The sequence below is a fragment of the Corynebacterium crudilactis genome (assembly GCF_001643015.1).
Taxonomy (GTDB): domain Bacteria; phylum Actinomycetota; class Actinomycetes; order Mycobacteriales; family Mycobacteriaceae; genus Corynebacterium; species Corynebacterium crudilactis.
Genome location: NZ_CP015622.1, coordinates 1180484 through 1195396, shown reverse-complemented (window position 1 = coordinate 1195396; position 14913 = coordinate 1180484). Strand labels below are relative to the sequence as shown.

15 protein-coding genes are annotated in these 14913 nt (G+C 49.1%); 2 read left to right on the top strand and 13 right to left on the bottom strand.

The window, feature by feature from the left end:
* Positions 1 to 13 precede the first annotated feature (13 nt).
* From ccrud_RS05680 to ccrud_RS05670, 3 genes are all read right to left on the bottom strand, one after another.
* Positions 14 to 1903: a heavy metal translocating P-type ATPase gene (locus tag ccrud_RS05680; RefSeq protein WP_066565249.1), complete on the bottom strand. Its 1890-nt coding sequence runs from the start codon at positions 1901 to 1903 to the stop codon at positions 14 to 16.
* Between the two features lie 160 nt (positions 1904 to 2063).
* The gene (locus tag ccrud_RS05675; protein ID WP_066565248.1) at positions 2064 to 2300 is read right to left on the bottom strand and encodes a heavy-metal-associated domain-containing protein; all 237 of its coding nucleotides are present in this window, start codon (positions 2298 to 2300) and stop codon (positions 2064 to 2066) included.
* A gap of 95 nt (positions 2301 to 2395) precedes the next feature.
* Complete coding sequence (locus tag ccrud_RS05670; protein ID WP_066565247.1) at positions 2396 to 3064, bottom strand: Crp/Fnr family transcriptional regulator; 669 nt, start codon at positions 3062 to 3064, stop codon at positions 2396 to 2398.
* A 404-nt stretch (positions 3065 to 3468) separates the two neighbouring features.
* Between ccrud_RS05670 and ccrud_RS05665 the strand changes: the two genes are divergently transcribed.
* On the top strand, positions 3469 to 3894 hold the full coding sequence (locus ccrud_RS05665) for a hypothetical protein (RefSeq protein WP_066565246.1): 426 nt from the start codon (positions 3469 to 3471) through the stop codon (positions 3892 to 3894).
* Between the two features lie 52 nt (positions 3895 to 3946).
* On the opposite strand, the gene ccrud_RS05660 is transcribed toward ccrud_RS05665, so the two are convergent.
* The gene (locus ccrud_RS05660; RefSeq protein ID WP_066565245.1) at positions 3947 to 4162 is read right to left on the bottom strand and encodes a PspC domain-containing protein; all 216 of its coding nucleotides are present in this window, start codon (positions 4160 to 4162) and stop codon (positions 3947 to 3949) included.
* Between the two features lie 165 nt (positions 4163 to 4327).
* A complete protein-coding gene (locus tag ccrud_RS05655; RefSeq protein ID WP_066565244.1) occupies positions 4328 to 4816 on the bottom strand; it encodes a MarR family winged helix-turn-helix transcriptional regulator in 489 nt (162 codons plus the stop codon).
* 287 nt (positions 4817 to 5103) lie between these two features.
* Here ccrud_RS05655 and ccrud_RS05650 point away from each other — a divergent pair, with 287 nt between their 5' ends.
* Positions 5104 to 5643 carry a YceI family protein gene (locus tag ccrud_RS05650; protein ID WP_066565243.1) on the top strand — a complete coding sequence of 180 codons (540 nt, stop codon included), beginning with the start codon at positions 5104 to 5106 and terminating at the stop codon, positions 5641 to 5643.
* A gap of 77 nt (positions 5644 to 5720) precedes the next feature.
* Here ccrud_RS05650 and ccrud_RS05645 read toward each other — a convergent pair whose 3' ends face one another.
* The 8 genes from ccrud_RS05645 to ccrud_RS05610 form a co-directional block, all read right to left on the bottom strand.
* Positions 5721 to 7151, bottom strand: coding sequence for a TIGR00366 family protein (locus tag ccrud_RS05645; protein WP_211271323.1), 1431 nt, complete (start codon positions 7149 to 7151; stop codon positions 5721 to 5723).
* Positions 7152 to 7247: 96 nt separating this feature from the next.
* On the bottom strand, positions 7248 to 7463 hold the full coding sequence (locus ccrud_RS05640; protein WP_066565242.1) for an OB-fold domain-containing protein: 216 nt from the start codon (positions 7461 to 7463) through the stop codon (positions 7248 to 7250).
* A gap of 5 nt (positions 7464 to 7468) precedes the next feature.
* On the bottom strand, positions 7469 to 8641 hold the full coding sequence (locus ccrud_RS05635; protein WP_066565241.1) for a thiolase domain-containing protein: 1173 nt from the start codon (positions 8639 to 8641) through the stop codon (positions 7469 to 7471).
* Positions 8638 to 9300, bottom strand: a complete 663-nt coding sequence (locus ccrud_RS05630; protein ID WP_066565240.1) for a 3-oxoacid CoA-transferase subunit B — start codon at positions 9298 to 9300, stop codon at positions 8638 to 8640. The genes ccrud_RS05635 and ccrud_RS05630 overlap by 4 nt, the downstream gene beginning before the upstream one ends.
* 5 nt (positions 9301 to 9305) lie before the next feature.
* Positions 9306 to 10022, bottom strand: coding sequence for a CoA transferase subunit A (locus ccrud_RS05625; protein ID WP_066565239.1), 717 nt, complete (start codon positions 10020 to 10022; stop codon positions 9306 to 9308).
* A 137-nt stretch (positions 10023 to 10159) separates the two neighbouring features.
* Positions 10160 to 11065, bottom strand: coding sequence for an alpha/beta hydrolase (locus tag ccrud_RS05620; RefSeq protein WP_066565238.1), 906 nt, complete (start codon positions 11063 to 11065; stop codon positions 10160 to 10162).
* Positions 11066 to 11086: 21 nt separating this feature from the next.
* On the bottom strand, positions 11087 to 13717 hold the full coding sequence (locus tag ccrud_RS05615) for an AAA family ATPase (RefSeq protein WP_066565237.1): 2631 nt from the start codon (positions 13715 to 13717) through the stop codon (positions 11087 to 11089).
* Between the two features lie 3 nt (positions 13718 to 13720).
* Positions 13721 to 14896 carry a metallophosphoesterase family protein gene (locus ccrud_RS05610; protein WP_066565236.1) on the bottom strand — a complete coding sequence of 392 codons (1176 nt, stop codon included), beginning with the start codon at positions 14894 to 14896 and terminating at the stop codon, positions 13721 to 13723.
* Positions 14897 to 14913 lie beyond the last annotated feature (17 nt).

Genomic DNA, 14913 nt, shown 5'->3' with positions numbered 1-14913 from the left:
TCTAAATTACCCCTTACGCATTCACTCGATCCACACTCTTCTTGCTCATTACGGCTGGTTCTTCTTTCAACGTTGGTCGCAGCAAGAGCATCGCGATACCAATGACTAACAGCACGCTTGCTTCATGTACCAACATTCCGACGGACATGGTGACGCCTCCGAACAGCACTCCGGCGAGCAATACCACCACGGTAACTAGGGCAATGGCGATGTTGATCCTCATGGTGTTCACGGTTCGCTTGGCTAGTGTCACGGCATGAGCCAATCGTGGGAGTCGGTCTGCCATGAGGGCAATATCCGCGGTCTCAATTGCAGCGGGTGAGCCGGCTGCTCCCATCGCGACACCAATGTCTGCAGCAGCCAGTGCTGGGGTGTCATTGACTCCATCGCCAACCATTGCCACGGTTTTTCCTGCTGCTTGCAATTCACGAACAATTTCTAGTTTGTCTTCCGGAAGCAGTTCAGCGCGCACATCATCTACGCCAAGTTCCATGCCAACATTTTGTGCCACTCGATCTGCGTCACCGGTCGCCATGATGACTTCAATTCCGGCTCGGTGCAGTGCCTTAATCGCAGATAAAGAATCAGATCGAATCGCATCTGCCACCGCAACGATCCCTACCGCTCGCCCATCGACTCCAACAAACATGGCTGTTTTTCCTTGTTCATTGAGCGCAAGGATTTTGGCTGAATCGGGGGTGTGATTAAGCAATGCAGCTGAGCCAACGGCGATTTCTTGACCGTCAACGTCTGCGATGATGCCTCGGCCAGTGACATTGCGTGCGTCAAAAACAAGCTCAGTAGATAATCCACGTTCTCCGGCACCACGAATAATTGCTTCAGCTAGTGGGTGTTCCGAAGCTGTTTCTGCACGTGCTGCTAGTTCCAGGATCTTATCGGTGCTAAAAGTTGCATCCAGGGATTCCACGTCAGTGAGCTGAGGTTGCCCAGTAGTTAATGTTCCTGTTTTATCGACCACGACAACATCTACCTTCGCGGCGGTTTCTAAATATTCGCCACCCTTAATCAGCACACCATCACGTGCTGCTCTGCCAATACCTGCCACGATGGACACTGGAATCGAAATAACTAGAGCGCCCGGGCAACCAATGACCAACAGGGTAAGGGCCAATTCCACATTCATGGTGATCAGTCCGACAACCGCTGCGGAAATCATGACACCAGGTGTGTACCAAGCGGAGAACTTTTCTAGGAATGTTTGGGTACGGGCTTTATCATCCTGAGCGTCTTCTACTCGGTGAATAATTTTTGCCAATGTGGAATCAGAACCAATTCCAGTTGCTTCAACTCTTAAGACACCAGAACGCAGCCAGGTTCCCGCAAAAACTTCAGAGCCAGGTGTTTTTTCAGCAGGCATAGACTCACCAGTAATAGTGGCTTCATCTACTCCACCTGCGCCAATAATTACTTTTCCATCGACTGGGATCTGCTCACCATTGCGCACTAATACGATATCGCCGGGGTTAAGTTCCCAGAGTTCCACAGTGGTAGTTGAATCATCTGCGTTTAATTTGGTTGCTGTTTCTGGAGCTGAATCAACCAGGTCGGACAGTGATTTTCTAGTACGATTCATCGTCGCTTGCTCGAGCGCTTTTCCGAGGGCAAATAGAAATGTCACTGCGGCTGATTCCCAAAAGTTGTTGATAAAAAGAGCTCCAACAGCTGCCACCACAACGAGTAAATCAATCGAAATCATGCGAATGCGCAGAGCCTGATAAGCAGATTTAGCGATCGGCCAGCCTGCTACAACTGCTGCAGCGATCATAAAGGCATCTGCCAACAGTGGGCTTATCGCATTTGTCCATAACAAAGTGCTTAGCCAAGATAAGACGATTAATAATCCTGAGATTCCTGCGACACCCCAGGTCTTCCAAGTTTTCATGGTTTTCCCTTCCTCTTTCAAATTCCTTCATCTTTAACGCTATGACGTGCAGCTTTGAAGTACCTTGAGCTAGATCAAAGATCGGCGAAAAGCTCCCAGCAATAAAAAAGAACCTCCTGTCACTGAAAAGCGACAGGAGGTTCTTGGGAAGGCAAGGTATTTAAATGGCAGATGGTTTCGCTGTGTATCCAACTTCAGCTACTGCATCGACTAGATCTTTCACAGTTGCTTTTGTGGGATCATGATCGACCAGGATGCGTCCAGAGGAGAACTTAACGGTTGCGTTTTCTACTCCATCCATCCCATTGAGTTTGTTCTCGATCTTGGCTACACACGATGGGCAGGTAAACTCATCGGAACGAAGTGTGGTCTTCTTCAAGGTGTTTGAGGTGGTCATGATAATCCAGCCCTTTCAGTATTAGGTGTTGTTTCTCTGTGTACCTTTAACTTTAAGAGCTGGCCGTTTAAGGTTCCTTGATCCAGATCAAGTAACTAGAAATCTTTACTGAGGCTGCCCAACTGTGCTTCATCAACAATTGCGATCCATTCTCTACCACTGTCAATCACGCCTTCTTTTTTCAATCGAGCCAGCACTCGAGAAGTAGATTCCACGGTAGTTCCTGCTAGGCCTGCGATATCTTCGCGGCGTATTCGTACTTGAATGAGCACATTGCCATTGCGTTGTCGTTGGCCGATTTTTTCTCCGAGTGCTTTTACTGCTGCAGCTACCCGTTGTTCGACGGGTGCTGTGCTCAAGCTAATTTCTCTGTCACGAGCTATTTCCAAGCGCTGTTGCTGCATGCGGATTAACGCTAACGCGAGTTTTGGGTGATCTGCCACAATATCGGCGAGAGCATCCGCGGGGAGATATAGAGCGCATGTTGTTTCCATCGCCCACGCGGAATCTTGTGCTGCACCTGGTTTGGAGTCAATTACTCCGATGATATCGCCGGGAGTCGCTATATCTACGGTGATTTCTCGACCATCAACAGTATCTCTGGCAACTCGCACTCGGCCGGCAACGATGAGATAACTACCGCTTAGTTGTTCACCAGCAAAGAAAATGGGATCGCCTTCAGACCACGACCAAGCGCTGATTAAGCTATCCAGCTCAAGTTGCTCTTGCGGGTTTAAATCTTTAGTAAGCGTAGAAGAGTTCATGGCTTTCAAACGCACTTCCTGCGAACAGGAATGCGGTTGGGCACAGGATTTCCTCACGGGATTCTGTGTCATCTGAGTCATGACTCCAATGCTAGCCAGGAAGAGCACTATGCATCGTAATTAGCCTAGTTTCCTATATTAGACAAGAGTAATATGCAAGAAATTTTTCAGCTGATATTTAATTTCTGCTGGTCAAGCACATACAAAGACTTATACATAGCATGGTGTTGGTCACGTTTGACTGCTTAAGGTTCCAATTTCTAAGAATTCAATTAGGATTTCTTGACAATAGACTTTGAAAACGGATTCGAATCGGTATCGCTTGAGCATCATGTGTCAGAATTCCCTAACCGGCGATCCAAAAAGTCACTAGCGGGATTTACTGATTGTTGAGAAGGATGAACATGAAAGCACAAACGGTTGAAACCAAAAAAGCTAATGAACTTCGGCTACTAACTGCCACGGTATATTTCAAAGCACTTCGTACCGCTTCTGATGTGTCACTAAAAATTGACCCTCTTGCTCCAGTCATTCCTATCACCACAAGAACTTCTGTAGCAGAATTACGGGCAGATGCTCAAGAGCACATTAATAATGGCGCAACACGAGTGATGATCCCCGTTATTTCCCCATCTAATTTCACGCTGTCTGTAGTTACGCTAGACAATATTGGAATCAACGCGTTGGACCACACCAGCGGCGAAGCAGCTCATTCACTGCTGGAAATCCACACGCCAAAGCGCAGCTGGCCACTGTCTGAGCTTTACAGCAACGATAACGATGGCCTCGCTCAGGTTTCCCGCTGTTTCGCGCGACTTTTAGCTAATTAAAATCAATAAAGCCTACACAATCAATGTGCAGGCTTTTCTTCATTTTACGTGATTAGCGCAGGTTATCGCGTGATGGGATAACCAACCAGGCCAAACCGTAGAATAGAAGTTGAGATCCCGGAACTGGAAGCAGCAGTGACGCAGCGAAAGCAAGGCGGACATAGGCAGGATTCCAACCGTAAGTTTCTGCGAGTCCACCTGCAACGCCACCAACCCACTTGTCAGTAGTGCTGCGGGCAAGGCGTCGAGATTGTGTTGGAAAAGTCATGGGGATCAAGCTCCTTCTGAGTGGCTTTAAGATTGTTTGCTTTCTTCTTCCTCAATCATGCCTTTCAGAATTGGCTGGCACATCGGGGAAGTCCCTTCACTTGACCCCGATTTCACCCCGACTTTAACCCCGACAAATCCCTGAGTCGCCCTCTAAAATTTTGAGCTAAAGCTCTGCACTTCGCTTGTCGTTTATCTCCACGCAGCTGCCAGAGTTCAATACCGCCGTGAGGTACGAATGCATGCCTTCCAGGTGGCCTTCCTCCATCGGATCAAAAATAAGCTTGCGCACAACTTCTACATGAGCGGGTACAGCATCTTTAAGTCGACGTTCACCTTCTGGAGTAATTTCCACGATCACACCACGGGCGTCACCTGCGCATTTAACCTTGGACACCAAGCCTTTTTTGTCCATGCGAGTGATTTGGTGGGAGGTGCGGCTGCGATCCCAGTCAAGTGCTTGGCACATATCCCGAAGACGCATATCGTGGTCCCCTGCTTCGGATAACGTTACTAAAACTGCGTATTCAGAGGTGGTTAATTGGTGCTTTTCCACGAGGGTCTCATCTAATGTGCGTTCCATTTTTCGGACTGCTGACAAGATCATGCGCCAGAGCTGTTGCTCTTCTGTGGAAAGCCATCGTGGTGTTGTCATACCACTTACCCTAGCCTGATTTGAAAGGTAAATTCAAAGATCCCAAAGTTGCCAAATCTGCCCCTAACATCCAAAAAATTTGACTATCCAAGCAAGAATTCAATTTTATTCACGCTCCCACCAGGTAATTTTAGTTTACACAGCAAGCTTTTCTAGAAAGTTGTTGACATGTCACTAAAAGTGGTTAATATGGATCTCGAAGCACACGAAGCCACACAAAATGCAGAGATGCAAAAGTGTCGGTACCGTTTGAAACGAAACACATTCACTTTTGAAAAGGATTTACTATGAGCAACTTGACTGGCACCTGGACCCTTGACCCTTCACACACTGAAATTAAGTTCGTTGCACGCCACGCAATGGTCACTAAGGTTCGCGGTGAGTTCACTGAGTACACCGATTCCATCGTGGTAGACGCTGAGAACCCAGAGAACTCCTCTGCAAAGGTTGTCATCAAGACCGCTTCTGTTACCACCGGCAACGCTGATCGTGATGCTCACGTTAAGGCTGATGATTTCTTCGCAGTTGAGAAGTTCCCAGAGATGACCTTTGAGGCAACTTCTTTCGTTATCAAGAACGAGAACGAAGGTACCGTTACCGGTGACCTCACCATTCGTGACATCACCAAGTCCGTCACCTTGAACGTTGAGGTTGGTGGCGTTGCTGAGGATCCATTCGGCAACATCCGTCTTGGCTTCGAAGCAACCACCGAAGTTAACCGCAAGGATTTCGGTATCGATTTCCAGGCTCCACTTTCTACCGGTGGCGTCCTTGTTTCTGAGAAGATCAAGATCGAGATCGACGGCTCCGCTATCAAGCAGGCTTAAGTCTCACACCGCAATAAGCCGCGGCTCCTCCCTGAAATCAGTGGAGGGCCGCGGCTTTTGGCGTCGAGAAGCATCTTTTAAATCATTGATGCCCTGACAAAGAGATAAATGCAGGTCACCACAATAACGACAAGCACAGGTGGAACGGTATAGCCCACCACTTGGCTGAATTTGATTTTGAAGTTGGCCAAATATGGCAATGCAAAGAATGGGATCAGCAGGTTGGTTGCGCCATCGCCCATTTGATATGCCTGCAGAACCAAGCCCATATCGGCGCCGAGATCAATCGTGGTTGGAATGATATACGGTGCTTCGATGACAAATTTTGAACCGCCTGAAGGCACTGCGATATTGAGCAAACCGGAATAAAGGAATGCGATAACAGGCCAGGTTGTTGCCGTGGAGATCGAGGTAAAGAATCCGGAGATCACCACGCCGAGTCCGGTGAAAGAAATCAGGCCGAAAATACCTGCGTAGAACGGGAATTGGAGGATGAATCCCCAGGTTCCTTGAATGCCCTCGCGGATAAGTTTGGCGTAGTATTCCGGACCGTAGTTAGCGGTGAGCACCATCCCTAAGGAAAGGAACAGGAAGTTGAAGGAGTTAAGCGTTAGCCCTGTGACTCCGCCGGTCCACAAACTGAAGAAGCTATAAAGCAAGCCAATTCCGCCAACCAGATACATGATCCAACGGCTGGCATTAGATTTCTCAGCTGGTGTTGACCGTGGAATTTCGATCTTTTCACTACCTGCCTGAATTTCCGCGAACAACTCATCGGAAATCGTTTCGGTCTTCTCTTTACTCTTAGGGTGCATGAGCAGCGCGAAGCCTGTAGTGATGATGGAGCAAATCACCAGCAAGATGATGAAATCTGGGCGCAAAACGGAATCGGTTAATGGAACAGCATCTGGCACACGATCCTGGTAGCTTTCCGGAACCATGTCTTTGAGATATCCCGGAGTCGCAGCATAAAGCACCGCTGCACCGGAAATACCTGCCGACGATGGCAAGAACGCCATAAATAATGCCGCAATCATCACTGGCGGGTGCAGGTCATAACCCTTGATGCGAGATTGCGCGAGGATCTCCTTGCCCAGCACAATCGCAGCCATCATGCCCAAGCCCCAGTGCAAATATCCCAGCAATACTGCCGAGACTGATCCGAGCAAAATCGCTTGGACCTTGGAGTTTGGAATGCTTGCGATCTTAGTTAGCACCCGTTGTGCAGGTGGCGAAGATGCAACAGCGCTACCGGTAGACAGCAGAATTGTCATCTGCATTGTGAAGGCCAAAAGGCTCCAGAAGCCATCCGCCCATGCGCTCACCACGCTGGTGGTTTCTGGGTCCATGCTCCACAGTGGTGTTTCTGTGGCTACCAGCGCAAAAATTCCGACAAAAACTGTCAAGGCGAGGCAGATAACAAAGGATTCAGGCATCCACCTGATAAACCACGCTAAATATCGATCCATGAACGACTGCTTGGTTGCAGTCTTTTGTGCAGAGCTCACGTCAAATCCTTAAAAAGCTGCTTGTCGACGCCGCCTTCCGCATCATGGCACAAGCGCCATTGCGGAAGGCGAGATCTGGTGCGGGTTGTGGATTATTTAGATCTCGAAGCGGAAAGTTGCGCCAAATTGATCAGGTTCTTCCAATGCGCGCACGGTATCACCGATATGGACATCTTGACCGTCTACATATCCAGCCACGCGAGCAGTCTCTGCAGTGCCGTTGTTATCGATCACGGCAACACAGTACGGTGCGCCATCAAAACCAGCTGGTGGTGTGCGAATAATGGTGTAAGTAAGAATTTCTGCAGTCATAAGTTTTAAGCCCCTTGGAAGATATTGATCACACAGGTACCGGCAGTTCCACCCAAGTTATGGGTCAATCCGGTATCGACCTTATTGCTTTGACGCTCGCCTGCTCCACCACGAATTTGCGTAATTACCTCAATGGCCTGGCTGATTCCAGTGGCACCAATGGGGTGTCCCTTGGCTTTTAGGCCACCTGAAACATTAATGGGCATATCACCATCGCGGGCAGTTCTACCCTCGGCAACGGCATCTCCGCCATGGCCCTTCTCAAAGAAGCCCAGATCTTCCGTATTAATGATTTGGGTGATTGTGAAGCAATCATGGACTTCAGCCAAATCGATATCAGAAGCTTCCACTCCGGCTTGAGCATAAGCCTGTTTTGCTGCGCGAATAGTTGCACCAAAGGTGGTCATCGAAGCTTTTCCATGCAGCGTCAATGCATCGCCGCCATGACCAGAACCAATGATACGAACCTGGCGATGTCGCTCCGCACCATCATCAAGCTGTTGCGCTAGTTCCTCAGAAACAAGAACTATAAATGCTGCACCGTCAGTAACTAGGGAGCAATCATAAAGTCCTAGTGGATCCGCAATACGCGGTGCATTCAGCACCTTGTCGATATCAATTTTCTTGTGCATCTGCGCGGTAGGATTAAGCAACGCATTATCATGAGCATTGACTGCAACCTGTGCCATTTCGCGCTGCACATTGCGGAACTCATGGAAATAACGATGCGCAACGAGTGCAAAACTGCCCGGGAAGCTCAAACCTGAATGCGCCTCGAATTCAATATCCATCGCAGAGGTAAGAGCACTGGTAACAGCAGCAGTGGTTTGATGGGTCATCTTTTCCACACCGCCCACCAACACTGCTTGGTGTCTACCGGAACGAATCGCCTCCACGCCCTGGAGAAGCGCCAATCCACCTGAGACACAGGCACCTTCAACACGCATGGCCGGAACATGCGACATCCCCAGCGTTTCCATCACCAACGGACCAAAATGTCCCTGGCCGAGAAGCTGTTGACCATTGAAATTACCGATATATGCTGCGGTAATAAGGCTGGAATCAATGCCTGCCTCATCAAGAGCTGCATGCCCAGCTTCCCGAATCATCTCGTAAATACTGCGATCCGGGTACTTTCCCATAAGGGTTTCACCAATGCCAGCGACGATGACACTCATTGCATTACTCCTTGAATAGCTTCATCAATATCCACAGTGAACGTAGCTTCGGTCTTCTCCCGAATTTCTTCTTCCGTGACTCCCGGCGCGATCTGGCGCAAAATCAACTGACCATCTGCAATATCGAAGACAGCCAGCTCAGTAATAATGCGGTTCACTACTCCAACACCAGTGAGTGGGAGTGAGCACGTGGTGACGATTTTTGGCTTGCCGTTTTTAGAGGTGTGATCGCTCAGCACGACAACGCGCTTTGCTCCAGCAACCAGGTCCATGGCACCGCCCATGCCTTTGACTAATTTTCCAGGGATCGTCCAATTGGCGAGGTCTCCTGATCCAGAGACTTCCATCGCCCCCAAAAATGCTGCTTTCATTTTTCCGGAGCGAATCATGGCGAAGGACGTTGCTGAATCAAAGATCACGGCACCAGGAAGAAGCGTGATGGTTTGTTTACCAGCGTTGATCAGATCTGCGTCTTCTTCACCTGGATAAGGGTTTGGACCCATGCCGAGGATTCCGTTTTCGCTTTGAATATTGACGAACACACCCTCGGGCAAATTATTAGCAATCAACGTCGGAATTCCGATTCCTAAGTTGACGTAATCGCCGTCTTCTAATTCAGAGGCCGCAATAACAGCCATTTCATCTCGTGTCCAAGCCATGTTCTTTAGGCCTCCTGCAAAGTAGCTGGTCGTGGGCGGTTAACGATCTGTTCAATTTCATTTGGAATAAGCGCTTGAGTGAGGTGATGGATAAACACACACGGGGTATGGATATCATCTGGACCTAGTTCGCCGCGCTCCACGATGTGCTCGGCTTCTGCAAAAGTGACTCTTCCGCACTGCGCTACAACTGGATTGAAGTTTCGAGCTGCAAGTCGATATCGCAGGTTACCCTCCACATCAGATGTGTGTGCATGTACAAGGGATACATCTGCTTGGATTGCACGCTCCTGGAGGTAGATCTCGCCGTCGAACTCTGCAGTTGGCTTTCCTTCTGCAATTTCAGTGCCTACACCTGTACGTGTATAAAAGGCCGCGATGCCAGCTCCGCCAGCTCGCATGCGTTCAGCAAGAGTTCCCTGTGGGACAAACTCCACTTCGACAGCTCCGCTGAGGTACTGCTCCATGAAGAGTTTGTTCTCTCCGATATAAGAGGCCAAGACCTTTGTGATCTGTCCGCCTTCGAGCAATCTGCCGAGACCAACTCCATCAATCGCCAGGTTGTTGGACACCACGGTAAGATCTTTCACCCCAGCATCGCGCACGATATCAATCAAGGTGCTTGGAATGCCGCATACTCCAAAACCACCAGCAGCGATAGTCATGCCATCGAATAGCTCTGCGCGGAGCTGCTCTTCAATATTGCTTGAGACCTTTGACAAAGGGACCTCCCCCTAAACGAATACGATCAATTTATATGATCTAAGTTACGTTTCTAAAGGTCTGTGGTCTACACTAAATTCTCTAAAATTTTCGGATGAAATTTGTAGAAATCTACAAAAATAATAGTCTATTTATTTTAGGTTCTTAGAAAAACTTCTGCCAGCTCCCCAGCGATCAACCTCCTGGCAACAAGGGCGTCAGAAATAATGCTCGACATCTGTACAAAAGGATGCACTTGGCCTTTAAATTGCACATGGCTCACCACATTTCCAGCATGTTGCAGAGCCTCGCCATATGCACTGACCTCATCTGCCAACGGATCACACTCTGCGGAAATAATCGTGGCTGGAGGCATACCTTCTAAGTCCTTGTTCAATCCCGGTGACAACCGAGGATCCCGCCGATCATGCGCTTGGGCATAACTATCGTAGAAATACTCCAAGCGCTTCCGGCTCAGAAAATAGCCAGCGGAGTATTGTTCATGGCTTGGTGTCTGAAAACTAGACAGATCCATCACCGGATAAATGAGCACTTGGTGCGCAATAACATCTCGGAGTTCTTGGGCAATCACTGCTGCGATATTTCCACCGGCACTATCTCCACCTACTGCAACCATATGTGAATCAACGCCTTGGACTTCTCCCTCCAAGACCGCCGCTGTCACTGCGAGACAATCATCTAAAGCTGCCGGAAAAGGATGCTCCGGTGCACGACGATAATCCACACTGATGCACAGCGCACCTGAAGTCGCCGCAATATCTCGAACAGTGGAATCAACTGTGTCAAGATCTCCTAAAACCCATCCTCCACCGTGGAAATAAAGGAATACTGGCTGCCTATCACGACCAGGGTAGGGATTATAGATGCGGACTGGAACATCCCTGATGAGCACATCTTTGACTACTGCCACTGGAGTCTGCTCCCCCATGAGATGCTGGCTAGCTTCATTAGCTGCCCGGTTTTCTGCAGGTGTGCGTGTATCTAGCTCAGGAGCCTGAGCTGTAAGTACGAGAAAATTCTGCGCCTCTGGATGCACACTCATTAGGGAGACCCCTCCATTTATTTAAAGCAAAACGTTGGTAGTTTTCAACGATTCAATGCTGCGCTTTTGTGTTACTTCCACATAGTTGTATCTATCTGGCACACAGGTCAAGACAAACACTTGGGATTCTTTTCCGGCATCGCTAAACAGCGTGGAAATACGTGTTAATCGTTCCGGGTCAGTGCTGCCCAGGGCATCATCAATAAATACCGGCACAGCTCCCTGCGCCGAAGATTCTGCCACCAGCTCTGCAATGGCAAACCGAGTTAAAATCGCAAGCTGTTCTTGCGCACCACCGGATAAATGATCAATATCGACAGTTCGAGGACCAATTGATCTACTCGCAATCGAGAGCTGATCATCAAGATCAAAGTCTGTGTTTTCCCCAAATACAGATGCTGCCAGCCGAGATAGTTTATCGGCGAATGGAGCTGCGTATCGTTTTCGGGATTCATCTCGGTAAAAGACCATGAGCTCATGAAGCCTGCGTGCAGCATGAGCTCGACGCTGTTCTGATTCCAGCCTATTTTCTGCACCTTTTAACGCTGCCTGTACTTTATCGAAACGCTCTTTCGCACCAGCAGCAACGCCAATAAGCCCTTCAAGGCGCACGAGTTCAGTATTCGCCTCTGAAATCGCAGACTTATAGGACTTCAGATTAGCTTCTGCCGCATCATGAAGCCGTGCTGCCATATCTGGGTTGGTCTGCGCTAGAGCTTCCTCTACCTGCTTTTTTTGGAGAGCAACAGCAGCCAGAGCTTCCACGCGTTGTAAAACTAATGCATCTATATCCTCAGTGGATGTTTCTGCCAGTGCAGCATCAAGCTCTGTTTGGGCAGCAACTACATTGCTGTTGAGCTCTCCTAACCGAGCATTAAGAATGGTCAGCGCTGTATCCGCTGGGCGCGCACTCACTCCATCCAGAGCAGCAGCGGCCAATTTTTGTGCCTCGCCAGCTTGTTCACGTAAATCCTCCGCCTCATCCAAAGCCACTTGAGCATCTTCAAGACTTAAGTCAGGATCAAACTCTTCTGCGATCTGTAACCCATCTAGCTCAGCTCGCAGTACAGCGATCTCTGTTCCCCCGCTGATTCTTTGCTCTTCTTTTAACAAAGCAGCAATATCAGCAGCACGTTTTTCCTGGGTGTTGAAACGCTCTCGCAGCTGCTCGATATCTACGACATCAAGATGATCTAAAAGTTCCGCCAAAGCGGCTTCCGCAGATTCCAGATCAGTACGGCTTTCCGCAGCTGTTTTACCTGGGTTGATCACCAGTGTGACATCACCAATAACTATGGACAGCTCTCGATCAAGACTAAAGCTTTCCTCATCAGCTGAAGCTGAAATGGACTCTTCGCCCACGCGGATATCGGTCGGCACAGAAGCACTCAGAGTGATGCTTCCCTGCCGCGTTTCCACGAGTTTCTTCTGAATATCAACTTCTGTACTGGCCTTTTGCAGTGCATCAATATCACGCTGAGTTACCCGCGCCAGAGTACTTTGAGCGGTCCGTAATGCATGGAGGTTTTCTCCAATGCCCTCCAGCTCAGCAAGAAGCGCTGTGAGATCATCTTTGCGTTCACGGTTTTTTATGCTGGCTACAGCTTGGCGGGCTTGCTTAACCGTCTCAATTGCTGTGGTTTCACTTCGCCGAGTAGCTTTTAAACGCTCCGTTAAAATCTGGAGCTCTTCCTCTTCACGGTCTGCCGCTTCCTGTGCAGTTTTTTGTCCTACAACAGCTTGTTCCACAGTGTGGTGTGCTGATTCCACCCTGCGCTGAAGTTCTCCACGTTGGTGCTGCGTAGCTTCGGCGTGTTCTAGTTGTTCCCGTGCACGGGCAAACTGTGCACGGACTTCTTCAGCTTCGGTCTTTACCTTGAGCGCGGCGTCTAGCTCGAAGCGTCGAGAAGCAAGCTCCTCTTCTGCCTGTGGCAGCTTGGTATGAGCTTGATCCCGGTCGCGCTCCAAGCGAGATACCCGATCAACATGAGAGGAGAGTTTCGCAACCTCCGCGCTGGCATCATCAAGATCCGCGCGCAGCCCATCCACCTGTTTAGTGAACTGAGCAAAACGACTATTGGCTTTTCCAGTAGTGGTGTAGAACTTTGCGTATTCTTTCTCCACCGCAGCCATGAGTTCCGTGTCCTCAGCTGCATCCTCGGTATTGCCATTTTGGGCATTAAGCGCGCTGGTCAATGCAGGAATTCCCACAGCATTAATACCCGCTTGGACCTCACCCTGCTTCATAAACAAGGTATCCAACAACGTGGTATCGAGGTGGCTTTCCAAGACCTCTGCAAACTTCGTCTCTGCATCTTCACCACGGTGGTTCGACGGACGCGGCTCCATAATCTGCAGTTCAGTGGCAGGCGTTTTGAGATAGCGTTTCAGAATCCGAAACCTGACAGTACCCACCGTTGCCTCAAGGGTGATGCTGACCGGAACATCCCGATCCACAGGTTGGGTAACTTTAATTTTTCCGCTTCTACTTGTGCTCTTGGTGCTCAGAAGAAGATTGATGGCTTCAAGGATGGAAGACTTTCCCTGCTCATTGTCACCGTGGATGACAATGACACCGCGATCAGGAATATCACGCAATTCTAAATGCTCAAGTGCTCGGAAATTCTCAATAATTATTTCATGTATACGCATCTGTTAAACCTCCCGGCTCAGGCGGAACAGTAGGTTCAAGGCATCTCTATCTTCCTCAGGAGCTGCACCATTAACCACGGAATCCGCTAGCTCTCGCAATACTTCGGCGGCATAACCTGTGGCATCTAAATTGGCTAGTTCCTCTTCCCCAGGTTCCAACACAAGATCCGTGGTGCGTTCTCGAGGTTTCAACGAGGCAAAAACATCTTCTAGCTCTGCAATGCCTTCTTCCAACAGCCTGTTTTGTTCCAAAGTAATAGTTCCGCGCAAGCCATATTTAATAACTGTGCGCGATTTATCCGGGTAAGCACGCAAAGTATCCAAAAATTCTTGTACATCCTCCGTGGAAGAAATATCTCGAGAAAAGGCCTGGAAAGTCCACTTCCCTATTTCAATTTCTTCCACCTCCACCGCTTCTTTGGAGGCTGTCACTACTAATACTTTGCCGGAATTAACTTCACCGCCCACACGCTCTGGGTCTAAATCGTGAAAATCCGTGGTCTCCGGAGCACCAGAAAACCACACTTTGCCACTTGTTCCCACGGGCTGTGCCGAGTGGGTATCACCAAGCGCAAGGTAATCAATGATGCCCTCAGCCAATTTTGCTTCCACATTGTGCAGATCTATCAAATCTGCGCGGTGGTGCGTTGTGCGAGCTTCTGCCTGCCCATGCCCCACTGCGATACGGATACTATCGGTAGGTTCTAAATCTTTTAAGGCATCTGCGACAAGATCAGAAGTAGCAATTTTATGTTGTAGCGGCGCACCAATAATTTCTACGCCTGGGCTGATCTGATGGGTTTGAGTATCTGCCAAAATGGTCACGCCAGCAATATCTTTAGCCCGATAAAACAGTGAATCTGCGGTCAGCGGATCATGGTTTCCTGGCAGCAAATACACCGGCATTTTGAGTGAACGCAATGCCTCTAACGCACGGCCTGTAGTGCGTTGCTCTAAAGAATTGTGCTCAAAGACATCGCCTGCAAGCACAATGAACTCGCAAGCATACTCACGCGCTACCCTGCCCATCTTTTCGATGGCCCTAATGCGATCATCATCAAAACGCGCTTGGGCTTCATCGGATAAGAACCACCGCGTCATTCCTATTTGAAGATCTGAAGAGTGTAAAAACTTAACTGTTGTATTCATAGCGCTCATCTCATCATGCACGGTCGACACAGACTTCCCCTGTGGGG